This is a genomic window from Gordonia sputi NBRC 100414, assembly GCF_000248055.1.
Classification (GTDB): Bacteria; Actinomycetota; Actinomycetes; order Mycobacteriales; family Mycobacteriaceae; genus Gordonia; species Gordonia sputi.
Genome location: NZ_BAFC01000054.1, coordinates 1 through 22896, shown reverse-complemented (window position 1 = coordinate 22896; position 22896 = coordinate 1). Strand labels below are relative to the sequence as shown.

The 22896-nt window shown below is 65.1% G+C and carries 19 protein-coding genes; 4 read left to right on the top strand and 15 right to left on the bottom strand.

Annotation, left to right across the window (positions count from 1 at the left end):
- Positions 1-83 precede the first annotated feature (83 nt).
- The 10 genes from GOSPT_RS09025 to GOSPT_RS08980 form a co-directional block, all read right to left on the bottom strand.
- Complete coding sequence (locus GOSPT_RS09025) at positions 84-815, bottom strand: GltB/FmdC/FwdC-like GXGXG domain-containing protein (protein ID WP_005205392.1); 732 nt, start codon at positions 813-815, stop codon at positions 84-86.
- Positions 803-1699 carry a class II glutamine amidotransferase domain-containing protein gene (locus GOSPT_RS09020; protein ID WP_005205390.1) on the bottom strand — a complete coding sequence of 299 codons (897 nt, stop codon included), beginning with the start codon at positions 1697-1699 and terminating at the stop codon, positions 803-805. Before GOSPT_RS09020 ends, GOSPT_RS09025 begins: the two co-directional genes overlap by 13 nt.
- A gap of 222 nt (positions 1700-1921) precedes the next feature.
- The gene (gene glnT / locus GOSPT_RS09015; RefSeq protein ID WP_005205388.1) at positions 1922-3268 is read right to left on the bottom strand and encodes a type III glutamate--ammonia ligase; all 1347 of its coding nucleotides are present in this window, start codon (positions 3266-3268) and stop codon (positions 1922-1924) included.
- 249 nt (positions 3269-3517) lie between these two features.
- Positions 3518-4897, bottom strand: a complete 1380-nt coding sequence (locus GOSPT_RS09010; protein ID WP_005205386.1) for an ammonium transporter — start codon at positions 4895-4897, stop codon at positions 3518-3520.
- 199 nt (positions 4898-5096) lie between these two features.
- Positions 5097-6143 (bottom strand): heme-dependent oxidative N-demethylase family protein, encoded by a 1047-nt coding sequence (locus GOSPT_RS09005; protein WP_005205384.1) that lies wholly within the window; start codon positions 6141-6143, stop codon positions 5097-5099.
- A 346-nt stretch (positions 6144-6489) separates the two neighbouring features.
- Positions 6490-7491, bottom strand: a complete 1002-nt coding sequence (locus GOSPT_RS09000) for a PDR/VanB family oxidoreductase (RefSeq protein WP_005205382.1) — start codon at positions 7489-7491, stop codon at positions 6490-6492.
- Positions 7488-9107 (bottom strand): heme-dependent oxidative N-demethylase family protein, encoded by a 1620-nt coding sequence (locus GOSPT_RS08995; RefSeq protein ID WP_051993793.1) that lies wholly within the window; start codon positions 9105-9107, stop codon positions 7488-7490. The genes GOSPT_RS09000 and GOSPT_RS08995 overlap by 4 nt, the downstream gene beginning before the upstream one ends.
- Complete coding sequence (locus tag GOSPT_RS08990) at positions 9083-10084, bottom strand: PDR/VanB family oxidoreductase (protein ID WP_005205377.1); 1002 nt, start codon at positions 10082-10084, stop codon at positions 9083-9085. Before GOSPT_RS08990 ends, GOSPT_RS08995 begins: the two co-directional genes overlap by 25 nt.
- Entirely contained in the window at positions 10081-10665 is a 585-nt protein-coding gene (locus GOSPT_RS08985) for a dimethylamine monooxygenase subunit DmmA family protein (protein WP_005205375.1), read from the bottom strand. Before GOSPT_RS08985 ends, GOSPT_RS08990 begins: the two co-directional genes overlap by 4 nt.
- A 4-nt stretch (positions 10666-10669) precedes the next feature.
- The gene (locus GOSPT_RS08980) at positions 10670-11053 is read right to left on the bottom strand and encodes a cupin domain-containing protein (protein ID WP_005205373.1); all 384 of its coding nucleotides are present in this window, start codon (positions 11051-11053) and stop codon (positions 10670-10672) included.
- 299 nt (positions 11054-11352) lie between these two features.
- Between GOSPT_RS08980 and GOSPT_RS08975 the strand changes: the two genes are divergently transcribed.
- Positions 11353-12276: a phosphatase PAP2 family protein gene (locus GOSPT_RS08975; protein ID WP_039855360.1), complete on the top strand. Its 924-nt coding sequence runs from the start codon at positions 11353-11355 to the stop codon at positions 12274-12276.
- A 125-nt stretch (positions 12277-12401) separates the two neighbouring features.
- Here GOSPT_RS08975 and GOSPT_RS08970 read toward each other — a convergent pair whose 3' ends face one another.
- From GOSPT_RS08970 to GOSPT_RS08955, 4 genes are all read right to left on the bottom strand, one after another.
- On the bottom strand, positions 12402-13697 hold the full coding sequence (locus GOSPT_RS08970) for a PucR family transcriptional regulator (protein WP_005205368.1): 1296 nt from the start codon (positions 13695-13697) through the stop codon (positions 12402-12404).
- A complete protein-coding gene (locus tag GOSPT_RS08965) occupies positions 13694-15115 on the bottom strand; it encodes a phytoene desaturase family protein (RefSeq protein ID WP_005205365.1) in 1422 nt (473 codons plus the stop codon). The genes GOSPT_RS08970 and GOSPT_RS08965 overlap by 4 nt, the downstream gene beginning before the upstream one ends.
- A 3-nt stretch (positions 15116-15118) precedes the next feature.
- Positions 15119-16954 carry a DUF3556 domain-containing protein gene (locus GOSPT_RS08960; protein ID WP_005205363.1) on the bottom strand — a complete coding sequence of 612 codons (1836 nt, stop codon included), beginning with the start codon at positions 16952-16954 and terminating at the stop codon, positions 15119-15121.
- 119 nt (positions 16955-17073) lie between these two features.
- Complete coding sequence (locus GOSPT_RS08955) at positions 17074-18543, bottom strand: class I adenylate-forming enzyme family protein (RefSeq protein ID WP_005205360.1); 1470 nt, start codon at positions 18541-18543, stop codon at positions 17074-17076.
- A 212-nt stretch (positions 18544-18755) separates the two neighbouring features.
- Here GOSPT_RS08955 and GOSPT_RS08950 point away from each other — a divergent pair, with 212 nt between their 5' ends.
- The 3 genes from GOSPT_RS08950 to GOSPT_RS08940 all read left to right on the top strand — a co-directional run bounded on the left by GOSPT_RS08950 (position 18756) and on the right by GOSPT_RS08940 (position 21997).
- A complete protein-coding gene (locus GOSPT_RS08950) occupies positions 18756-19637 on the top strand; it encodes a DUF5995 family protein (protein ID WP_005205359.1) in 882 nt (293 codons plus the stop codon).
- A 164-nt stretch (positions 19638-19801) separates the two neighbouring features.
- Positions 19802-21223: an amino acid permease gene (locus GOSPT_RS08945; protein WP_005205357.1), complete on the top strand. Its 1422-nt coding sequence runs from the start codon at positions 19802-19804 to the stop codon at positions 21221-21223.
- Between the two features lie 105 nt (positions 21224-21328).
- A complete protein-coding gene (locus GOSPT_RS08940; protein ID WP_005205355.1) occupies positions 21329-21997 on the top strand; it encodes a TetR/AcrR family transcriptional regulator in 669 nt (222 codons plus the stop codon).
- A gap of 462 nt (positions 21998-22459) precedes the next feature.
- Here the strand turns inward: GOSPT_RS08940 and GOSPT_RS23855 are convergent.
- Positions 22460-22896, bottom strand: a 437-nt coding sequence (locus tag GOSPT_RS23855) for a hypothetical protein (RefSeq protein WP_039855358.1), incomplete at its 5' end; no start/stop codon positions are given.

The following is a 22896-nucleotide window of genomic DNA, read 5'->3' as shown; positions in this document are numbered from 1 at the left end:
GGGTGGGGTGGTCTCGACAAGCTCGACCAGCGGTTGTGGCTCGACCAGCGAGGGTTGAGCGCTCGACCGCCGGGTGGCCGGCGTCAGTAGGCGGACGAGTTGTCGACGTGGAAGTGGTAGAGCTCGCGGGCGGAGCCGTAGCGGGTGTACGCGGACAGGTCGTCGTCCTTGAAGCCGGCGGCCTTGAGGAGTCCGGCGAGTTCTTCGAGGTGCTCGCTGCGCATCGGCTTGGCCACGCAGTCGGCGCCGAGGGATGCGACGGAACCCCGCACGTACAAGCGGGTTTCGTAGATCGAGTCGCCGAGGCCGTGTCCGGCGTCGCCGCGGATGACCAGGCGCCCGGCCTGCGCCATGAATGCGCTGCTGTGGCCGACGTTGCCGCCGACCACGATGTCGACACCCTTCATCGAGATGCCGCAGCGGGCCGCGGCGTCGCCCTCGACGACGAGCAGTCCGCCGTGGGCGGTCGCGCCGGCCGACTGGGACGCGTTGCCCTTGACGACGACGGTTCCGCTCATCATGTTCTCGGCGACACCGGTTCCGGCGTTGCCGTTGATGATGATCTCGGCCTGCTGATTCATACCCGCCGCGTAGTAGCCGACGTGTCCGTTGACGGTGATCTTGACCGGGGCGTTCACGCCTGCCGCGACGCTATGTGCGCCGTGCGGGTTGTCGATCATCACCTCGCCCGAGATGTCGCCGTGCAGAGCCGAATTGATCTCACGCAGTGGTGTGGTGTCGAGGTCGAAGTACAGATCGGTCATCGGATTCTCCGTGGGCGAGGATGTGGTTGGGGTTGCTGTCAGCGTGTCCATGCGTAGACCACCTCGGGCTCGGGCTCCCAGATGCGAGCCTCGTCGACTCCGGGAAGGTGTGCAAGAGCGCGATATTCGCTCGCCATCGCGACCCAGTCGGGTGTCTCGGCGATGACCGCGGGCTTGCAGGCGATGGCGTCACGGACAACCGCGAAGGAGTCGCGGTTGGAGACGAGGAGTGTGTAGAAGCCATCGAAGGTGGCACACACCTCTTTCAGTGCCGTTTCGACGTCCTTGCCCTGCGCGAGCTGATGGGCGACGAAGCGCGCACCGACCTCGGTGTCGTTCTCACTGTCGAATTCGACGCCCTGAGAGCGCAATTCGCGGCGGATCGTCGCATGGTTGGAGAACGAACCGTTGTGCACCAGGCACTGCTCCGGACCGACGGCGAAGGGGTGTGCACCCGACGGAGTCACAGCCGATTCCGTCGCCATGCGAGTATGTCCGACGCCCTGCCAGCCCGACGCCGATGCAAGGTTCCACTTCTGCGCTAGATCTCGTGGTGCACCAACACCTTTGAGCACGGTCAGGTCGGAGCCGAAGCCTGCGACGAGCGCCGTCGGAAAGGCGGAGCGGGCAGCGTCGAGGACGGTTGCCGAGTCGAGGTCCGCCGATACGACCAGCGTGTCGTCGACCTTCTGCGCGGCAACGGGTGTACCGAGCGTCGAGGTGAGAAGGGCTGCGGCGTCGGCAGGTTCGACGTCGGCGTCGAGGAGGCAGACGCAGCCGTGTCCGGCGGGCGCCCACTCCGGGTTGCCGTAGACGGCGATGCCCGCCGAATCAGCACCGCGGTCTTGCATCTCGCCGAGCATTCCGGAGAGGAGTTCCCCGAGGCGGGGATAGAGATCGGGGTTGCGCAGGTGCAACCCGACGATTCCGCACATGATGTGGACCTTTCGTTGGTTGGGGTGATCTCGACAAGCTCGATCAGCGGGTGGGGAGCTCGATCAGCGGGTGGGGAGCTCGATCAGCGGTGGGTTGGCTCGATCAGCGGGTGTTGTTTCGATCAGCGGGTGGGTGATCTCGACAAGCTCGATCAGCGGTGGCCGGCTCGATCAGCGGGTGGGGAGCTCGATCAGCGGTGGTCGGCTCGATCAGCGGGTGGTCTAGAAGGCCGTCAGGTACTGGTCGACCTCCCAGGGCGAGACGGCGGAGTGCCACGCGAAGAACTCCTCGCGCTTGAGGTGCGAGAAGTACTGCGAGACGGTCTGTGCGTCGGCGGGCCACTCGTCGGGGATCGCGGCGTCGAGCGTCGCTGTGACGACCGCGTCGGCTTCGAGCGCTTCGACGGCGTGCAGCAGGGTTAGCGGCAGTGAAGAGATGTGCTTAGGGCAGGTGCCGAGCGCGCCGGGGTCGAGGCTGCGCTTGATGCCGTCGAGTCCCGCGCCGAGCGCCGCCGCGATGGCCAGGTACGGGTTGGCCGAGCCGTCGCCGCCGCGTAGTTCGACGCGCTGCTCGTCGGGGATGCGGACGTAGTGGGTGCGGTCGTTGCCGCCGTAAGTGGGGACTCGGGGTGCCCACGATGCGCCCGATCGGGTCGCGGTGGCACCAGTTCGCTTGTAGGAGTTGACTGTTGGTGCCATCACGGCCTGCAGGGCGGGAGCATGCTCGAGGATGCCACCGACGAATCCATATGCCTGCGCTGAGAGGCCGAGGCCACGCTCATCGTCGTCGGCTGCGTTCGGGAACACCGGGTTTCCGGCCGAGGTGAGCGAAAGGTGAAGGTGTAGACCGGAACCGGTGCGTTCGGCGAAGGGCTTGGGCATGAAGGTAGCGACCATGCCGCGCTCGGCGGCGAAGGTGGAGAGCAGGTAGCGCAGGGTGATCACGCGGTCGGCGGTGGTCAGCGCGTCGGAATAGGCGAAGTTCTGCTCGAACTGGCCGTTGCCGTCTTCGTGGTCGTTGGCGTAGTTACTCCAGCCGAGCTGGTTCATGGCCGTCGAAACAGTGGTGAGGTGGTCGTACATGCGGGTGAGGCCGCGGACGTCGTAGCAGGGTCGGTCGGAGTCGTCGGCCGCGTCTGCGGTGATCAGCGAGCCGCTGGCGTCGCGCTTGAGCAGGAAGTACTCGACCTCTGCGCCGACCCAGGGCTCGAAGCCGGCGTCGGCGGTCTGTGCGATCAGCGACTTGAGGATGTTGCGGGGAGCGAACGGCCACGGCTTGCCCAGCACGTAGGGATCACAGTGGACGATGGCCAGCCCCTCCTTGATGAAGGGCACCGGGAGGAACGACGAGACGTCGGGGATGGCCATCAGGTCGGGGTCTTTGGGCTCCTGGCCGATCGCGCCCACGGCGTAGCCGGCGAAACCGACTCCGTCGGTGGCCAATTCGTCGACGGCCTCGACCGGAACGAGCTTGGCGCATGGCTTGCCACGAAGGTCGACGAACATGGCGAGGATGAACTTGGTGTTGTTGGCCTCGCAGAGCTCGGCGAGGGTCTGGGTGTCAGTCATGGTTGCTCCGGGAGTTCGGGTGGGAGTGAATCCAGTATGTCTACTCGTATGAACCTTTGTCTAGTCCCAGTAGACGCTTCGGGTATTGCGGTTGCGTTAAGCCCGCGTGAGGTCGTGGTATCGGGATGAGGCGGGTGCACGCTCGGCGGGATGGAGCGCACAGTCGGCAGACCCGACTCCGGGACGCAGAACGCCCGTGAGTGTGCGGCTCGTTCCGCACTCACGGGCGTTCTCACGGTCGAGGACTGCTCAGGATGACGTCGCTGTGGTGGCGCCAGCCGGTTGTGTGGTTGTGGCAGTGGGGAGTTCGCGCTCGATGTTCTCTGCGGCCCGCTCGGGATGAATACCGGAGAAGCCACCCTGAGCGTGCCCGACGCCTGCCGCGGGGATCTCGTAGGCGGTCTCGGCGTGGATGGTGGCATCGAGGCCAAGCGTCTCGGTCTCGGCGTCGACGCGCAGGCCGATCGTCTTGTCGATGGCCTTCGCAATGAGCCAGGTCATCACGAACGAGAACGTGCAGGTGATCACGATGCCCGCGAGTTCGCGCCAGAGGAGACCGAAGTCGCCACCGAAGAGGATGCCCGTCAGACCTGCGGGTGCGGCGGACGCCGCGAAGAGCACGATGCAAAACGTTCCGACGATGCCGCCGATGCCGTGGACGATGAAGGCGTCGAGGCTGTCGTCGACCTTGAACCGAGACTTGATGCTCATCAGGAATGCGACGACGCCGGCCGCGAGCAGTCCCACGCAGAGTGCACCAATCGAATTGACCGCATTGGCCGACGGGGTGATACCGACGAGCCCGGCGATCGCGCCGGTGATGACACCCAACGATGTCACGTGGCCTTCACGAATCCTCTCGATGATGGCGAAGCCGATCATGCCGGCGCTACCGGCCAGCAGCGTGTTGAGGATGACGAACTGGGTCAAGAAGGTCGCCCCCAGGGCACAGCTGCCGTTGAAACCGAACCAGCCGAACCACAGGATGCCGCCACCGAGAAGGACCATCGGCACGTTGTGTGGGCGCTCCATGCGCTTACGGCGTGCACCGAGCACGAGTGCCAGCGCAAGCGCTGCGACACCTGAATTCATGTGCACCGCAGTACCGCCCGCGAAATCGTGTATGCCGATCTTGTTCAGCAGGAAGCCGCCCTTGGCGTCGTCGGTGTCGGCGCTGAATACCCAGTGGGCGACCGGGAAGTAGACCAGCGTCAACCAGATCGGCACAAAGACGAGCCAAGCCGAGAACTTCATGCGGCCAGCCGCGCCGCTGGCCACGATCGCCACGGTGATCGCGGCGAACAGGATGAACCATGCTGCGTAGTAAAGGACTTGGGTTCCCCCGGAGCCGTCATCGGTTTGGAAGTTCAGGAGCCCGATGTATTCGGCAGGATTGCCGATCAGCCCCCATCCGTTGACCGACGGCCCCGAGACGAGGCCGTACCCGTACACGACGTAGAGCACGCTGGTGATGCCGAGGGTGATGAGCACCATCGTCATCATGTTCAGCACATTGCGCGACCCGAGCATGCCTCCGTAATAGAAGGCGAGCCCGGGAAACATGAGCAGAACGAACACGAATGCGGCGAGCATCCACGACAGATCCGCGTGGGCGGCAAGTTGTTCCATGGCAGGTCCTCGGGTTTGGTGATCTCGACAAGCTCGATCAGCGGTGGTGGGGTTGATCAGCGGGTTGGTGATCTCGACAAGCTCGATCAGCGGTGGGTGGGGTGATCTCGACAGGCTCGATCAGCGGTGGGTGGGGTGATCTCGACAAGCTCGATCAGCGGCGGGCGTCGATCAGCGAAGGGTGGGGTCGATCAGCGGGTTAGGCGGGTTGGCGGAGATATGCGACAACGTCGTCGCGGTAGTCGAGGAAGCCCTTGTACGCGGCGATGCGCTCGTCGAGGGTCTCGATGACGGTGGCCAGCTGGGCCGACCACGCGGGGATACGTCGCACCTCGTCGAGCGACGCCATGAACGTACGGATGTTGAACGTGACGGCTCCCGACATCGGGAGTCGAATGAAGTGCTCGAGCTCGATGCGCAAGCGCGCCGAGCCAAAGTTCTTGTCCCGTACCATAGCCGGGATGTCGCGGCCCCACTCGGGAAGCTCCTCGAGGCTGACGTCGAGCTTGTGCGAGTCCGACGCCGAGAGGGTCCAGTTCACGCGACGGTAGACCTGGTCGGCGGGCAGCCTCCGCAGGAACTGCTCGGCTCGGGCGACGATGCCGTCACGGATCAGACCTGGTACGGGCGAATGTATTTCGTACATGTCCATGCCGACGTCGAACGACACCGACCAGGCCGCGGCGAAGGTCACGACACCGGCGTCGAAGTACAGGCGGCCGTCGCGTTCGACTACCAGGAGCAGGTCGTCGGGAACCTCACGGGCGAGGAAGTCCATCGGTCCGCTGGGCAGTGTTGCCGCGTCGCCGAGGGTGAACTCTGCGTCGGTGCCGAGAAGGTCGTTGCGCCAATGGAATCGGCCGGACCCTAGTTCGGCGAGGTGCATGAATTGTGGGTAGGCGAGCGCGAGGTCGCGTAGGTAGTACAGCAGCAGATCCCAGCACGCGATCTCCATGCCGGGTCGGATACGCACGCGAGACGGATCGGCGTCGAGTATTCGCCTGCGCTCGGCCATGATCGACGTGTACTCGGCGCCGCCGAGGTCGACGAGGTTGCGGCCCCACTCCCCTCCGCGCGTTCTACGCGGAACACGGGCCGGCTCGACGTTGACGGAGTAGTTGAACTCCTCGAGCTCGTCGGGGAACGGCCATGGGATGTTCGACAGGTGGTCGACGGGTTGCGCGAGAAAGTCGGCCGCCGCGCCGGTCGGCGCGTGGGCTGGGGACTGGTCTGCGGTGAGTGTCATGTGGTCACCTCGAAATCGGTTGGGCGGGTTGGGCTGGGGTGATCTCGACAAGCTCGATCAGCGGATGGGGCTCGGTCAGCGGGGTGGGGCTCGGTCAGCGGGTGGGTGATCTCGACAAGCTCGATCAGCGGTGGTCGGGTCGGTCGGCGGGTGGGTGATCTCGACAAGCTCGATCAGCGGTGGTCGGCTCGATCAGCGGGGTGTAGCTCGGTCAGCGGGTGGGTGATCTCGACAAGCTCGATCAGCGGATGGGGCTCGGTCAGCGGGGTGGGGCTCGGTCAGCGGGTGGGTGATCTCGACAAGCTCGATCAGCGGTGGTCGGCTCGATCAACGGTGGGCGGGTCGATCAGCTGGGCGGGGCGGGTCGGGCTACGTCTAGGACCAAGTCGCCTGCGCCGCGCGAGACGCAGCAGAGCATCGCGTCGCCCGCCGCCTTCTCGTCGTCGGACAGCACGTAATCGCGGTGGGTTATCTCGCCGGCGCGCACGGGGATGCGGCACTCCCCGCAGACGCCCTGTCTGCACATGTTGCCGACGTCGACACCGTTGTCGAGTAATCGTTCGAGCAGGGAGACGCCGGGCGGCACGTCGATCGCAGTGCCGTCGGCCAAGCTCACCGTGAAGGGATCGCCGGGGTCTTGCTCGGGTGCGGTGAATCGCTCGAGATGGACGCGCGCTGCCGGCCAGCCTGCGGCTGATGCCAGCCGCGTATATGAGTCCAGTAGCGGTGCGGGTCCGCAGGCGTAGGCGTGAGTCCCCAGCGGTTGGGCCGCAAGTCGTTTGGTGAGGAGCTCGATTGTCTCGTCGACACTGGTCGCCTCGTAGACAGTCACGTCGGAGAGATCAGCGAGCACTCGCAGGTCGTCGAGATGTGCGCCCTGCCCCGGTCGGTAGGAGTACACGACCTCCACCGGCAGACCTTCTCGCGCTGCGGCACGGGCGTGCGAGAGGATCGGCGTGATGCCGATACCGCCAGCAACGAGCAGAGCACGATGTTGGTCGAGGACAGGCGCGAACATCGGTCGCGGACCTTCGATTTCGATCAGTTCACCCTCGACGAGGTTGGTGTGCAACCACTGCGAACCTCGCCCGGTGTCTTTGCGCAACACGGAGATTCCGTACGAGTCGGGATACATTCCGTCGTCGACAAGCGAATACGCGTTACGCGTGGCACCGGCCTGCACAATCAGGTGGCTACCTGGTTGATACGAGGTCAGCGTCCCGTCAATGGGCGCGAAGCGGAAGTGGGTGATGGCGTCGGTGAGAGGTCGAACCTCGACGACTCGCATCGTGCGCGCTCCGGTCTGATAGCCGTCATGTAGGTGGGCGGGTGCCGCCGTGATCGTCATGAGAGTGCCTCCAGGTCCCTGGCGTCGACGGCCGAAGCAAGGAAGCTGCCACGGGACGCCGAGTGGTGTTCATGGATCTCCAGACGTCTTGTGCAGCCCGGACATTCGACGACGCCGCCCGGACTTCCTACCCCACGGAACGTGTCCCGGCAGTGTGCGCAGTACACCGGGAGATCGGTCGTGTCGGTGACGAACGCCGCGAGTTCGTCGGCGATCGCACCCGACTCGCGTGCTAGTGCCAGTGCGGTGAGTACGTCGTACTGGCCCCCGGTCACCAGAATCCTTGCGCCCGTGTGGGTTGCGGCCAGGGCGTCGATCAGCGAAGTTCGGTCGTCGTCGTGTGTCAGTGAGTCGAGCACGAGCAGGCGTGTCGGGCCGATGCTCTCGGCGGTGCGCACCCAGGCGCGTGCGGTGTGCGCGGTCTCGTCGGCGGCCCCGGCTGCGACGATGAGGAACTCCGATCCCGCGGCGTCGACCTCTGGTGGTCGCGACGGCCACTCGGGCAGGCCGTGAGTAGGTTCTGTCGCGATGTCTTGCGTGGCGTCGAGTTCTGTTGTGGGAGTCATGTTGTCGTCGGCTGAGGGCTGGTGACCCGCGTGCGTGCGGAGCCACTCCGACGCACGTGTGCGGTACTTGATGATGCCCTTGTAGTCGGCCATGTCGTCGGGGAGCTCGGCGAAGACCTCTGCGGCGCGAGTCCGCCACGGTTCGACCGTTGCCAATGCCTCCAGTGGCAACAGGTAGGTGCGGATCACGAACATGATCGCGCCGGAATCGGGGAGTCGAATGAGGTGTTGCACCTCGACGCGCAGGTGCACGAGACGTCCGAACTCGGCGTCGTCGACATGTTGGATCATCTCGCGATCCGGGCCCCACTCGGGGTAGCGCTCTGTGGAGACGTCGAGGCGACGTCCGATGGTCATCGTCCAATTGGTACGGCGATACGGTTCGTGTGGTTGCAGGCGCTTGAGGAACTCGTGTGCGCGCGTGATGACGCCCATCTTGCGCACCCGCGGGACCGGGCCGTGGATCTCCAGGAAGCTCATCCCGACGTCGAACCCGAAACTCCAGTCGGCGGCGAAGGTGATGACGCCCGCATCGACGAAGAGCTGGTCGTCGCGCTGGTCGAGAAGGGCGATGTCTTCTTGAACCTGAGTCGAGAGGTAGTGCAGCGGGTCGTCGCCCAGGCTCGCTTCCTCGCCGTAGCGGAAGGTGCGCTCGTCGTCGAGAAGGTCGTTGCGCCAATGCCATTCGTCGTGTCCGACCGACGTCAGATGCATGGTGTCGGGGTAGGCGTGCGCTAGTTCGCGCAGCATGGTCATGAGCGCGTCCCAGGCGGCGGGTCGCATGTGCGGTAGGACCGCTCGTCGGGTCGGGTCGGCATCGAGGACCGCGGCGCGTTCGGCGAGTTCGTTGCGATACTCGGAGTCGATGACGGCGACCGAATCTCCCCACTGGCCGGCGGGTGTGATCACCTGTTGGTTGGCGGGTTCGACGTTGGTGCTGTACCGGTAGATGTCGTCGACAAAGGGAAATGGGAAGGCGGAGAGAAGATCTGGGGTCGTCGTCTCTCGTCGGACCGGGGCCGTGGTCACAGCGATACCTCCAGGGTGCATCCGGCACCTGCGCGTGAGACGCAGGGCATGATGGCGGTGCGCGACTTCTTCTCGTCATCGGTGAGGAACAGGTCGCGATGGATGGGTTCGTCTCCGCCACACAGGTCGATCCGGCATTCGCCGCACACGCCCTGACGGCAGAGGTTGGGGACAGCTATGTCGTTCGCCTCGAGTGCTTCGAGGAGGCTTATCCCGGACGGAACGTCGAGTGTGCGGTCGCTGCGAGTGAGTTTGACGCGGAACGGATCTCCCGCATCCAGCGCGTCGATGCCGAACCGCTCGGAGTGCAGACGCGACGACGGCCAGCCCGCAGCGGTTGCCGCGTCGAGGACGTGATCGATGAAGCCGGCGGGACCGCAGACGTACAGATGCGTCCCGACCGGTTGCTCTTCGAGTGTCGCGGCGAGTCTCGTGGAGAACTCCGCCCGCGTCGTGAAGAGTTCGGCTTGGGATCCGGCCAGTTGGGACACATCGTCGACGTGTGCGGCGTAGCCGGGGCGGAATGCGTAGAGCACCTGCACGTTTCGCTGCCACCTCGCTGCCGCGCGGAGGTGTGACACGATGGGCGTCACCCCGATTCCGCCTGCGACGAGCAGGTGTTTCGCGGCGCGGGCAGCGGGGGCGAATGCGCTTCGGGGAGGCCGGACTTCGAGTTGATCGCCCTCGACGAGTTCGTCGTGCAGCCATCGCGAACCGCCGTTGCCCTCTTCGACGAAGAGCACCGAGATGGTGTACTCGGTGGGATTCGCGCCGTCGGAGACGAGGCTGTAGGCGTTGGAATGTGTCCCTGCCGCGACGACGAGGTGACTGCCGGGGACGAATCCGGGCAGTGCCGAGCCGTTCGGGTGTGCCAGCGTGATCGTCCGTATCCCGTTGGCGCTGTTGGTGATCGACGTCACCGTCAATATCAGCGTCGTCGACCGGGGCGCTGTTGGCGGCGTGGCGGGCGCGGCGTCGGCATCCGCAAGTGCTGTCATCGCGGGACTCCTGGGGGTTCGGCGGTCTCGGCGTCGACCATGAAGCCGAGGAAGGCGCCGGTGCGTCGGGAAACGTGGTAGTAGACAAGGAGGTCGCGGGCACAGCCGTCGCACGAGATCACGTCGTCGATGGCCGCGACCGTGCGGGTCGTGGTGCGACAGTGTGAGCAGAAGACGTCGACCGGACCGGAACCGACGGGGACAACGCTGATCTCGTCGTCCTCGAGTCCAGCGTCGATCGCGGTGGCGCGCAAGCGCAGACACGAGCCGGCAGGTCCGGTGATCACGACGCGGACACCAACAGTGCTGTCGCGCAGTGTTTCTCGAAGCTGGCCGGCGAGACTGTCTGCTTGATCACCGAGGAGCACGGATCGTCGGACCTCTGGAGACAGCGCATGTGCCCACGCGCGCACCATGTCGACGGCCGACGGCGTGCCGGCCGCGGGCTGCGCATGGGGATCGCCCACACCGATGAGCACGTACTCCCTGCCCGTGGCGTCGGGAAGGTCAGTGCTCAGCGGTGCGGCCTCACCCAGCGTGCGAGCCCAGGCCGGAACGCTCGAGTATGCGAGCTGCGACATCGTTCTAGAGGAGCGTCGAATCGCGCTGGCCAGCGTAGAACGCGAGCGCGTAGTCGGGGGTGCTGAAGTAGATCTTGGAGCCCTTGGGAAAGAAGATGGCGTCCTTGGCTTTTGCGACGGTCTTCTGTCCGGTTTCTTTGTTCTCGAGGAGGAACTCGCCTTCGAGGACGACCTTCATCTCGTCGTACTCGTACTCGTAGTAGAGCGGCGAGTCGGTGTGGCGGAGTTCGAAGTACCCGCTGCACATCTCGCTGCCGTCGGGGTTCTCGTAGACATCGCCGATGAAGCCCTCGGTACCGGGGTACTCGGCGTCGGGCATCTTGGGGAGGTTCTCCCAGGCACCCGGCGTGACGCGGAACTCAAGGGCGCTCGTGCTGTCGATCGACATTGTTTCTCCTATTCTGATGGGGAAAGTCCGGTTCACTCCGTTTCGCCTGATTTAATCGACGATTCGTGGTGATTTCATGTGAGTGGACTTCGTTCCCTTATATGAGACCCGGCGTGTGTTTCGGCTGAATGACAAGTGCGTTGACGTGTGTGACACTTTGTCTACTCGTGTGAAACGAAGCGGCTACGGCTGTCTCGCCGCGACCATTCCGTCATCCACAGACACGAATTGATCAACAGCGGCGACTCGCCACGCCCGCATCCCAGATTTCTCCCAGGTTCTGCCGATACGGTGACCCGGTGAGTTCTCTGTCCGCCGTGCGCCAGACACGTGGCCGCCGACCCCTTGGGTATGTGGTCAGTGCTGTGCTGGCAGCGCTCCTGGCTTTCGCCGCAGCAGGAGGCATCTTCGTCTTCGCGGTGCGGACATCGGCGGGACAGGTCATCGATCAGCGGCTCCTGGAGTACGGGCGTGAACTCCCGGCCGCGACGCAGGTGCCGTACTGGCTGTCTATGAGCGTCGTCTCGAATCCCTTGACCTGGGTCATCGGTGCGGCAATCGTCGTGTTGCTCGTAGTGCTCGGTGCGGTGTTGCCTTCTGAACGCGGCCAGCGCGGCGTCGGATCACGGATCGCGACGGCCGCCACGCTTCTGCTGTTTCCGCCGGTCACCATCGTTCTCATCCGTGCTCTGCGCGACGGCACGTACCGCCCGCGTTTCCACGACTGGATCGCGGAGACCAACAACTCGGCGCCCAGCGGACACGCCGCCGCGATCGCGGCGCTGGTCGTTGCGGTGACTCTGGCCGCTCCCCCACTACTACGTCCGTGGGTTGCCGCGCTGGGCGGAACCTGGGCGGCGATCATCGACTTCGGCCTCGTGGCGGCGGGCTGGCACCGCCCCAGCGATGTCGCGATCTCGACGTTGCTCATCGTCGGCGCTGCCGTGCTGCTACCCGACCCCCACCGCGGATCCACGACGACCGTCCCCCGGGTCGTCGGGTTTGCCGTCTGCCTTCTGACTGTGGTCGCGGCGTCGATCACCGTTGCCGTGTATTACCCGCGGATCGAGCAGGTTGTCATTGCCGCTCTCGTCGCGGGCGTGGTCGGCGTGTGCCTTGGCATCCTGGTCGCGTTCAAGTCCGGCGACCGCGCCGGGGTCGCGGCGAGCCGCGTCGACGATCCGTGGGCCCAGCAGCGCCGCGACCACCACCTCGTCGGCTGACCGTCGGCGCACAGTCGGCCAGATAGAGCGCACAGTCGGCGGGATTTGGCGCACGGTCGACGGGATTTAGCGCACAGTCGGCGAGATAGAGCGCCCAGTCGGCGGTATTTAGCGCCCGGTCGACGTCAGTCCTGGGCCAGCACCTCGGTGCCGAGGAACTCGCACACGGTCAGGGCCAGGGCGAGGTCGAGGCGGTCGGTGGTGCGGGTGTCGCGCATGGCTTTGTCGACGCGGTACTTGACGGTGTTGCGGTGGAGGTTGAGCTTCTCGGCGGTGTGTAGGTGGCTCTCGCCGGTGGCGAAGTAGACCGACAGCGTCTCGCGGAGTGCGGCGGCGTTCGGTGAGTCCTCGGACAGCGCGCCCAGGATCTCGTGAACCCACGCGCGGGTGAATTCGAGGTCGCGGGCCAGCCTCGACACCACAGCCACTCCGCGGTCGCCGAACCCGACGACGTCGGCGACCAGACTGCCGGGCATCGTCGCGAGACCCCACGCCGCGAGCGCCTGCTCGTGGGAGCGTCGAAAACCGGCGATGCCGGAGGCGTTGAGTCCCAACGCCACGCGCACGCCTGCCGGCAGGGTCACCCGCTGCGCGACGTCGGACGTCTCCACGATGCGGTTGCTACGCCCCAGCGGCAGCCAGACCCAGGCGGTGGTGCGATCAATCGCGGTGATCAGCGGTGGCCCCTCGGGAAACAGCTTGGTGGCCATCATCCGCGCGGCACGGTCGAGGACCGCGAGATCTCTCGAGCCCTCGTCATCCGACCACATGATCACCGCGACGTGATGTTGGTCGAGGGAATAGCCGGACTCGCGCTCGAAGGAGTCGGCGTCGACGTCGGGCGTCCGAAGGATCTCGTGGATGCGCGAAGACAAGACGTTGCCCTCGGCGCCGATCCAGCGTCGACGCTCGTCCTCGTAGGCCTGGAACACGTAGAGGGTGATCCACTCGATGTACTGCGAGACGACGTCGGAGATTCGACGCATCACCACGAGGCTCTCGTGCTTGGAGAGATCGAGCTCGTCGACGTAGCCGAAGATGATGCGCAGCATCTCGTTCTGCCCCATGTGGTACGCACGTACCAATGAGTTCGACGGTACGTCGCGCTGGGCGAGGCGCAGCGCGTACTCGACCGCGGCAGTCGTCGGTTGGAGGTGCTCGACGGGGATGTCGTTGCTCAGCACATGCAGGATCGTCGACACGTTGCCGTGCACACTGGCTTCGAGCATCTCCACCAGTGCGGGATCGACATCGAGCTGGTCGATATCGCGGGCCATCAACGCGGTGAGATAGCGAACGATCTCGGACTCGTTCTCCCGCAACCGCTTACCCACCTGCGCGACTGCCGCGCGCATCTCGGGCGTGATGGACGGCGGCAACTGCGAATCGTGCAGTGGCAGACCAGGTAACGAGGCACTCACCGCTTGCGCTCCAGCCTTTTCAGTGCCGCCGTCGCGGCATTGACACCGCACAGTCCGTGCACTCCGGCGCCGGGCGGCGTCGACTGTGAGCACAGGTACACGCCGTCGACGCCGAGCCAGTACGGGTCGAGTGCTGTGCGTGGTCGCATCAGCATCTGCAGCCCGTCGTTGGCACCGCCGATGATGTCGCCCGCGGCGAAATTGGCGTTGTAGTCGTGCAATTGGCGGGTTCCCGTGCTGCGCGTAGCGAGTATCCGGTCGCGGAAGCCCGGTGCGAAGCGCTCGATCTGCTGCGTGACGAGGTCGGTGGCGTCGCCTTCGTACCCCTTGGGAACGTGGGCGTAGGCGTACACGGGGTTGACGTTGCCGGCGCTCCGAGTGGGGTCGGCGACGTACTGCTGACCCAGCAGCACAAAGGGATTCGGCACCATGACACCGCCGGCGCGACTGGCTTCGGTGGAGGCCACCTCGTCGAAAGTGCCGCCGAGGTGCACGGTTCCGGCACGACCGCAGTCCGGGTTGGTCCACGGGATGTCGCCGTCGATCGCGTAGTCGACCTTGAACGCCGACGATCCGACGCGGTATCGCCGATACGAACGCGCGATCCTCGACGGCATCTCGTCGCCGTAGATGGCGAGAGCCTGCTCGGGTGAGAGGTCGAGGAGGACGAGCTCGGCGTCGGGGATATCGGTGCGGGCGCTGACCCGCACACCGGTCTCGATCTTGACGCCGTACGAGCGCAGCGCCGACACCACGGCGTCGATGATCGCCCCCGAACCCCCTTCTGCCACAGGCCATCCGTAGCGATGACCGCTCGCGGCGATCATCATGCCGAGCGACGCGGTCATCGGACGGTCCAAGCGGTTGAACGCGTGCGCGGCGATACCTCCGAACAGCCCCCGCGCCCGCGGTGTGCGGAACACACGTGCGACGGCGGACGCCGGAAGCAGCGCCCGCGGCCCGAATGCGGCCAGCCGCAGGGGATGCCGAGGGATATTGATGATCGGGCGCAGCAGATCGGCGGACAGGTCGTCGAATCCGCTTGCCACATCACCGAAGAACAGGCGCCAGCGTCGACCATCCTCTCCGAGCGCCGCGGCGGTCTCGTCGATGGATTGGTAGAGCAGGCCTGCCTCGCCGGAGTCCAGCGGGTGGGCGCAATCGATCTCGGGCCACCGCCACACGAGTCCGTACTGCTCGAGTCCGACGTCTCGCCAGAACGGCGATCCGACGGCGAGCGGATGAAACGCCGAGCAGTGGTCGTGGATGACACCGGGGAGCGTGAGCTCCCCCGACCGCGCGCCACCGCCGACGGTGTCGGCGGCTTCGAGCACGGTGACCTCGACGTCGTTGCGGGCGAGGTGCAGGGCGGCGGCGAGCCCGTTGGGCCCGCCGCCGACTATGACCGCTGAGGTCACCGGCTACACCTGTTCCTGCGCGCCTGCACCGCGCATCTTGGGTTCGGTCATCACCTCAGGATCAGTCAACGCGCGGGCCGCGTCAACGTCGAGCGTCCATTCGACGTTGATGGGGATCGGCCCGTTGGGCAGCCATGGCTGCTCGGCGATGGCATCGCTGACCCGGTACGTACCCCGCTCGATGACACCGAGCGCAGCGTCGATCACCTGGTACTCCTGGATGCTCTTGTGGATGGGCTGCGACTCGATCCACACGACGAGGAACTCGCCCGGGGCGAAGTTGCAGCGTCGCTGCAGGGCGGCGATCATCTTCGCGTCGTGCAGGTGTCCGTCGCCGAAGTTGAACGCCACCAACGAGTTACAGGCGAACTCGGCTTCGCGCAGGGTGTAGGTGTTGATGTCCTCACCGAGGTGGCGGCTCATCAGCGAGTACAGCGCGCGACCCTGGCTGTGCATCGACCGCCATGCGAGCATCTGATGCATCACGACGTCGGCGACCTCGGGCGGGTACGTGGCCATCAGCTGCGTACGGGTGTTGGGCGACGACCGGACGATGTGCTGTTCCAGCTTCTCCTCGGCGCCGGGTGCGAATGCCCAGGTGGCCGACGCCCAGTTGCCTGCGTACTGCCGCATCGACGGGAGGAACGACACCAGATCCGGGCGCAGGTTGCCGAGCACCGGGAAGAAGCACAGCGCGATGGCGATGAGGACCATTGCCCACGGCATCGTCGTATCTGTGAGTGCGTAGCCGTCCCATGCCGGGTGGCCCCAGAAGAGGAAGATCGCTGCGTAGGCGAACAGGAGGTTCCATTCGAGCGGCACCGCGAGGGGGAACGTCGAGAAGATGAACAGGTGGAAGCCCACCATCAACACCACCGCGGCGAGTGTGAGCCACTTGTTGGTCGAGAACAGCAGGACCAACGGCGTCGCGATTTCGACGATGGTGCCGAGCACGTGACCGATACCGCCTGCGACCTTCGACGGTCGAAGGTCGTTGGGGAAGTTGCGGTAGTTCGCGCGCTTGAGGGCCTTGATCGTCAGCCACGGCGTATTCGACATCATCGGCGGGATGACCATCGAGAAGTGGTGTCCCAGTTTGGAAACGCCTGCGCCGACCCACACCGTGACGATCAGCAGCTTCAGCGCGAGGATCATGTCGACGAAGGGCAGGATGCCGAAGAAGATCAGAGCCGGCAGGTACTGCTCACCACGCGCTGCGATGAAGATGACCTTGTCGCGCAGACCGATGATGACCAGCAGTGCGATCACGGGGTAGATCAGAACCGGGTTGACCAGGCCGTGCGAGGTGGGTGCCTCAGCGTTGAGCCAGCTCGACTGCACACCCGGAAGCACCAGTGCGACAACGGTTGTGATCAGAAGTAGTGCGTAGATCGCGACGTCGAACACGGTGCGCGAATCGCCCTTGGTCAACGGCACCTTGCCGGGCCACGGTGGGAGCCGGATCGTCTGCGGGCGCAGCCAGAACAGCAACCCGCCGGTCATCGGCTTGAAGTGGCCTGCGAGCGGGCCCCAGGAGCCGCCGAGGCCGAGCACCTCGACCAGCAGCGTCCAGAGGATGGCCTTCTGGTAGATGATCGGCTCGTTCCACCACTGCGACACGTGCAGCACGTTGAGACCGGAGGTGAAGGTCGCGATGCTCAGACCGATACCCAGGTAGAGCACCAGGATCTTCGCCAGGTAGATGACCTGGAGCATCTTGGGTGTACCGAATCCGTACTCGGCCCAGTGCGTGCTGAGCACGCGCATTCGGTCGAAGAATGGCTTGTCGAGGAAGGTTTCCGGGTCGACCGGTGGGAAGTCGGGTTGTACGAGACCCATGGTGTTCTCCTTATCTGAAGGTTCTCGGGCAGGCGCCATCGACCGACGACGTGGTCGGGCGCTCGGACTGTGTTGTGCGGGTTGGGTTTACGTTGGCTGGGGTTCTACGTTGGCTGGGTTTACGTTGGTTGGGGTTCGCGGACTTGGCGTCGTAGTCCTGGTTTGTCGATCTTGCCGACCGGGTTGCGGGGCAGCTGCTCGACGACGTTGATCTCGTTGGGCCGCTTGGCCTTTGTGAGGATCGAGGCGACATGGTCGGTCAGTTCGGCCTCGCGGACCGGCTGGTCCGGGTAGGCGACCACGAACGCGACCGGTACCTCGCCGTAGATGGGGTCGGGGGCTCCGACCACCGCGCACTCGAGCACCGACGGATGGGTGGCGAGTGCGTTCTCGATCTCCTTGGGGTAGAGGTTCTCTCCACCGCGGATGATCATGTCCTTGATGCGATCGACCAGGGTGAGATACCCGTCGGCGTCGAGGGTTCCGACGTCGCCGGTGTGTAGCCAGCCGTCGACGACGGTGCTGGCGGTGGCGTCGGGACGGTTGAGGTAGCCGCGCATGACGTTGGGCCCGGAGATGAGTACCTCGCCGGGTTCGCCGGTCGGTGCGTCGGCGCCGTCGGGGGTGACGATACGGATGGTCTGGCCGGGCAGGGCAGGTCCGACAGTTCCGGACTTCCGTTGTCCGTCAAGGGGATTGCACGCCGACGCGCAGGTGCCCTCGGTGAGTCCGTAGCCCTGCAGGATCGGAACGCCGAACGTCGACTCGACGTGATCGAGCAGTTCCTTCGAGATCGGGGCGGCGCCGCAGATCGCAAAGCGCAACGATTCGAAGGCTTCTGCGCTGACGTCGGGATGGGAGACGAGCAGCGCGTAGATGGTCGGGACGGCCGAGAAGTACGTCGGCGACAGGGTGTGCAGGTCGGTGAAGAAGCGCGACGGCGAGAACTTCCCGGTGATGGTGAGTTGGCCGCCGGCGAGGACCGGCGCGAGGAAGCTGACGCAGATGGCGTTGACGTGAAACAGAGGCAGCACCAGTAGCGCGTGGTCGGCGGGCGTCAGCGACATCAGCTCTTTCATCGCCGACGCCATGTAATGCAGATTGTCGTGGGCCAGACGCACACCCTTGGGGCGGCCGGTCGATCCCGACGTGTAGATGAGCAGCGCGTCGTCGGACATCTGCGGAGGCTCCGGGGGTGTCCACGACGAGGCGGCGGTGGCGAGGTCGTCGACGTGGAGGAGGCTGCGGTCCGACGTGGCGGGCAGCGCGTCGTCGTCTACGAGGACGAGGCGGGCACCCGAATCGTCGAGCTGATACTCCGCCTCACTCGCGGTGAAGGCCGGATTGACCGGTGTTGCGATGGCACCGAGGCGCCAGGCGGCTGCGATCGCGATGAGAAGTTCGACGCGATTGGGCAGGAACGTCGCGACGACGTCGCCGCGTCGGACTCCGAGGGCGTCGAACTGCTCGGCTGCGGCGTCGACTCTGGCGGCAAAGCTCGCGTAGTCGAGTTCGGTGTGGTCGTCGCGGACGCATGGTGCGGCTGCACGATGGGCCAGCTCCCAGGGAAAATACGACGGTGCGCTCACGTTGAATTGGTCCTCTACTAGGTGGATGTGAGCCAGAACACTAATAGCTGTCCGTGTGACCGAGAACGGCCCCGCGCACCAGACTTTCGTCGGACTGTTGTGCTCTGAGCACAGAACCGCACTTGGCTTGCAGGTTTGTCGCAAGCGCTGCCGTCGAGCGACGCCGCGCTTAGCATCAGATGATGGTCGCACCCAGATTTGCGCTGGTCAGAATGCTCGTCGCGCTGGCGGTGGCCGGTGGTGGGATGACCGGAGCGGGTGTGGCAGCCGCGGCGCCGACGGTCGCTGATGTTTCACGGGCGTGCGGCAGCCCGCTGTCGGCGAACGAGGTGCGGCGGATCGTCGAACTGTCGGACACTGCCGACGCGTCGCCAGGTACGGCACTTCCGGTCCTGGAACGTCAGGTGGGTCGGCTGTGGCAGATCACCGACATTCTGACCGCGCACCGTGACCGGAGGGGGTTGTTCGCCCTCGGATTGGCGGCGGTCGAGCGCGACGCGGTGATGCCGCTCCAGCGGCAGCCGTCGACGTTCCATAACCCGCGCTGGGCGCCCGTGATCAGTCTGCGACTGCTCAACCGTTTTCTCGACGCAACGCACGCCGAGTTCTCCGGAGGCTCGGTGCCGACACACTGGCAGCGGTACTTCGAGTTGACGGGCACCTGCAGCGTCTCCGGTGAACGCGCCGCGCTCAGCGGATACAACGCGCACATCACCGTCGACCTCGCGTATGCCACCGCGGATGCGCGCACGACGGCCGACGATGCGTCGGACTACTTCAGACTGGTCGATGCCATTGCCGCACATGGTGATTCGATCGTCCGTGAGACCAATCGTGCCTATCACGTCGACCTCGGGCCGACGTTCCGCTTCTACTTCTTCGGGGAGGGACTCGACCGGCTCGTCGGCGCCGGCAAGGCGACGGGCCCGATGCTGCGCGCGGCCGACGTCGGATACAACGTGCTGACATTCGGCAACGGGTTGGCGCTGCAGGATCGTCGGACTCACGACGCCGCCGTCGGCGATATCAACGCGCTGTGGAACACCGGCGACGCTGCTCTCGCCGCGTTCGAAACATGGGGCGTACTGCGATGATTCGGACATTCGCGACGTTGCCGCATTTTCCAGTGGAGTCGCGGGGCCTTCCGTAGGGTTAAGCGTCGGTAACTGACATGCCCGCACACATCGGGCCGTACCGCCACAAGCAGCACCCGCACCACATCGGGTCAATACCGTTTTTGAAGGGACGTCGTACAACGATGGCAACCACCGAGTCACACAGCTCCACCGAGGAAGCGCCCACCTCGCTGGGGTCGAATCTGAAGCCGCGGCACATCACCATGATCTCGATCGCCGGCGTCATCGGCGCGGGCCTGTTCGTCGGTTCGGCGAACGCCATCGAGAAGGCCGGTCCGGCCGTGCTGATCTCCTACGCGTTGGCCGGCACCCTGGTGGTGCTGGTGATGCGGATGCTCGGTGAGATGGCAACCGCGAACCCCGACACCGGATCGTTCTCGGTGTACGCCGACCGCGCGCTCGGCCGGTGGGCGGGTTTCTCCGTCGGCTGGCTCTACTGGTGGTTCTGGGTGCTCGTCATACCGGTCGAGGCGACGGCCGCAGCCGCGATCCTGACCGACCTCGTCGGTGGTCAACAGTGGATCTGGGCGCTTGCCGTGACACTGCTGCTGACCATCACCAACCTCGCGAGTGTCGGCAATTACGGTGAGTTCGAGTTCTGGTTCGCGTTGATCAAGGTCGTCGCGATCGTGGCGTTCATTCTCGTTGGCGTCGCGGCGATCTTCGGGTGGATTCCGAGCTCAGAAGTCAGCGGTGTCAGTCACCTGTGGAAGCCGGATGGGTTCATGCCCAACGGATTCGGCGCGGTGATCGCGGGCATGCTCATCACGATGTTCTCGTTCATGGGCACCGAGATCGTGACTATCGCCGCCGCGGAATCGCCGAATCCCGAGCGCGGCATCACCAAGGCGGTCAACTCGGTGATCTGGCGGATCTCGCTGTTCTACATCGGGTCGATCTTCGTCGTCGTTGCGCTGATGCCCTACAACAAACTCGAGAACGGTTCGTATCAGTCGGTGTTGCAGGCCATCGGGATTCCGGGGTCGAAGATCATCATGGACATCGTCATCCTGACGGCCGTTGCGTCGTGTTTGAACTCGGCGCTGTACACGGCGTCGCGCATGATGTTCTCCCTGGGAACCAGGCACGACGCCCCGCAGGTGGTGCGCAGCCTGACGCCGAAGGGAGTGCCGTGGGTTGCGGTGTTGATGTCGATGGTCGTCGGATTCTTGGCGGTGGTCGGCAATTATGTGTTGCCGGACAAGATCTTTGCGTGGTTGCTCGCTACGAGCGGTGCGATCGCCCTGTTCGTTTACCTGACGATCGCGGCGAGCCAGTGGCGGCTTGGCCGCGTGCTGCGCGCGGAGGGTCACCGGCCGCCGGTGCGGATGTGGCTGTTCCCGTACCTCACCGGTGTGGTGATGCTGTTCATTCTGGCCGTGCTGATCCTGATGGTCTTCGACAACGACCAGAGGCAGGCGATCATCTTCTCCGCGATCTCGGCGGTGATCATCGTCGCGGCCGGATTCATCGTGCAGCGGCGCAGCAACTATCACTCCGACGACGAGGGTGCCCAGACGCGGTATCGAGAAGAGGTCTCGTGACGTCGACGTGCCCGTTGGGTAGCTCGTCGACGCCCCCGACGTACTCGAGTGAATCTCCACTTCTCGATACCGCTGGTACTGGCAGCCGTGATTGATAATGTCCCGATGACTGCGGAATCGTCAAGCTCCACTTCCACAACCGCCGGAGCCGACGCCGAGCACCAACCCAAACGGCGGCCCAGCCGCGCGAACGTCCAAGCCGACATCAGGGCCGCTGCGCGCGAGGTCTTCCTTGAGCGGGGATACGCCAACGCGTCGCTGGAGATGATCGCGGGGCGTGCGGGCTACTCCAAGGGCGCGGTGTACTCGAACTTCGCCAGCAAGGGCGCGTTGTTCATGGACCTGACGTCGTCTGTGTTCACCGAGCGGGCCACGGGCTTCACGGCACCCGCGCTGGTGCCGACGTCGGAGAGCGCCGACCCCGAGACGGACATGCGCTTCCTGGCGCTGATGATCCTCAAACAGATCCGCGACACGTACCGGACCAATGTGGTGTTCGCGGAGTTCCGGTCGGAGGTCGATCGCGACCCGCAGTTGCTCGAGGACTACACCGCCGCGCGGGCACAGCTCGCCGAGTCGCTCGCGGCGAACATCGAAGAGGTCGTGGCTGCTCGACACCTGCGACTGCGGGTGCCTGCGCTCGACGCCGCCGTGCTCGTTCTGGCGCTGATCAACGGACTCTCGCTCGAGTACGTCGGGCGCGAGGGCGAGCACGTGCTGTCCGTCGACACCATGACCGGCGTCCTGCTGTCGTTGGTGACGAGGGCGGAGTAGGTCGGCCGAACTGCTTTGGTCACGGCCGGGCGCATGATCACGTTGCGCCGCTTTGGCGTCCTTTGGGTTCCACTCCTGGCTGTCGGCGCGGGAGTTGCCGTGTTTTGGTTGCTTCCTGCGGTGTGGGCGGCCTGCAGCGTTAGCGACTGGGATCCGAGTCGCGCCGCTGGAATTGTTGTCTACGCCCCACTGACGGGCCTGGCGGCCTTGGTTCTCTGCTGGTCGAGCTACGCACTTCTGGCTACACGAGCGAGTTTCTGGGTGGCGGCGCTAGCACCGATCGTGTCGGCAGGCCTTGCGCTGCTTGTGATTTGGTCGGTGGTTGCTTGGCAGCACGACAAGGCGGGGGTGCTGTACGACCTGTGCCCACATGGCGCGCCGCCGTGGTGGCCGAGTTGGGTGCCGTTGTGAGTCCTCGGTTCGTATGACGCCGAAAAGCGCATCGCACCACACTGTTTCGTCTTACCGATTCTTGTGCGCGATGACGGCCGGCATGGGCACATTCCAATCGACAAGTCTTCCGCTGAAGCAGGGCGAACTAGCCGTGACGATTGGCGGGTAGTTGGCGTTGTTGAGCTCGATCTGCAACTTGAAGGCATCGGGTGCCTCGGCGAACCGGTTGGGCTTCGTAAAGTCTTCTCGCTCAATAACTTTCCAACCCCAAGAGGTCCAGATGTCCCCGACGCGGGCGACGGCCGCGCTGTAGTCAGATCCAGGCGGGAGTTTGAGGTCGCGGGAGTCACTGTAGTTCACGGGTGCGTCTTTTGACGTGGCATTGTCGTCGCAGGGGACGGTGGTGCCCCACCCGCCGAAGCGGGAGGAATCGGCGGCCGTTCCGGCAGGCAACGCATTCACAGTTCGTTGGAATAGCTCGATGACGTGATCTTGAACGGGGCTGG

Bases quoted from the DNA above. Each gene is read 5' to 3' on its own strand.
- GOSPT_RS09025 (WP_005205392.1), bottom strand. From the start codon at position 815: ATGGACACGCTGACAGCAACCCCAACCACATCCTCGCCCACGGAGAAT.
- GOSPT_RS09020 (WP_005205390.1), bottom strand. From the start codon at position 1,699: ATGTGCGGAATCGTCGGGTTGCACCTGCGCAACCCCGATCTCTATCCC.
- glnT (WP_005205388.1), bottom strand. From the start codon at position 3,268: ATGACTGACACCCAGACCCTCGCCGAGCTCTGCGAGGCCAACAACACC.
- GOSPT_RS09010 (WP_005205386.1), bottom strand. From the start codon at position 4,897: ATGGAACAACTTGCCGCCCACGCGGATCTGTCGTGGATGCTCGCCGCA.
- GOSPT_RS09005 (WP_005205384.1), bottom strand. From the start codon at position 6,143: ATGACACTCACCGCAGACCAGTCCCCAGCCCACGCGCCGACCGGCGCG.
- GOSPT_RS09000 (WP_005205382.1), bottom strand. From the start codon at position 7,491: ATGACGATCACGGCGGCACCCGCCCACCTACATGACGGCTATCAGACC.
- GOSPT_RS08995 (WP_051993793.1), bottom strand. From the start codon at position 9,107: ATGCACCCTGGAGGTATCGCTGTGACCACGGCCCCGGTCCGACGAGAG.
- GOSPT_RS08990 (WP_005205377.1), bottom strand. From the start codon at position 10,084: ATGACAGCACTTGCGGATGCCGACGCCGCGCCCGCCACGCCGCCAACA.
- GOSPT_RS08985 (WP_005205375.1), bottom strand. From the start codon at position 10,665: ATGTCGCAGCTCGCATACTCGAGCGTTCCGGCCTGGGCTCGCACGCTG.
- GOSPT_RS08980 (WP_005205373.1), bottom strand. From the start codon at position 11,053: ATGTCGATCGACAGCACGAGCGCCCTTGAGTTCCGCGTCACGCCGGGT.
- GOSPT_RS08960 (WP_005205363.1), bottom strand. From the start codon at position 16,954: ATGGGTCTCGTACAACCCGACTTCCCACCGGTCGACCCGGAAACCTTC.
- GOSPT_RS08950 (WP_005205359.1), top strand. From the start codon at position 18,756: ATGCTCGTCGCGCTGGCGGTGGCCGGTGGTGGGATGACCGGAGCGGGT.
- GOSPT_RS08945 (WP_005205357.1), top strand. From the start codon at position 19,802: ATGGCAACCACCGAGTCACACAGCTCCACCGAGGAAGCGCCCACCTCG.
- GOSPT_RS08940 (WP_005205355.1), top strand. From the start codon at position 21,329: ATGACTGCGGAATCGTCAAGCTCCACTTCCACAACCGCCGGAGCCGAC.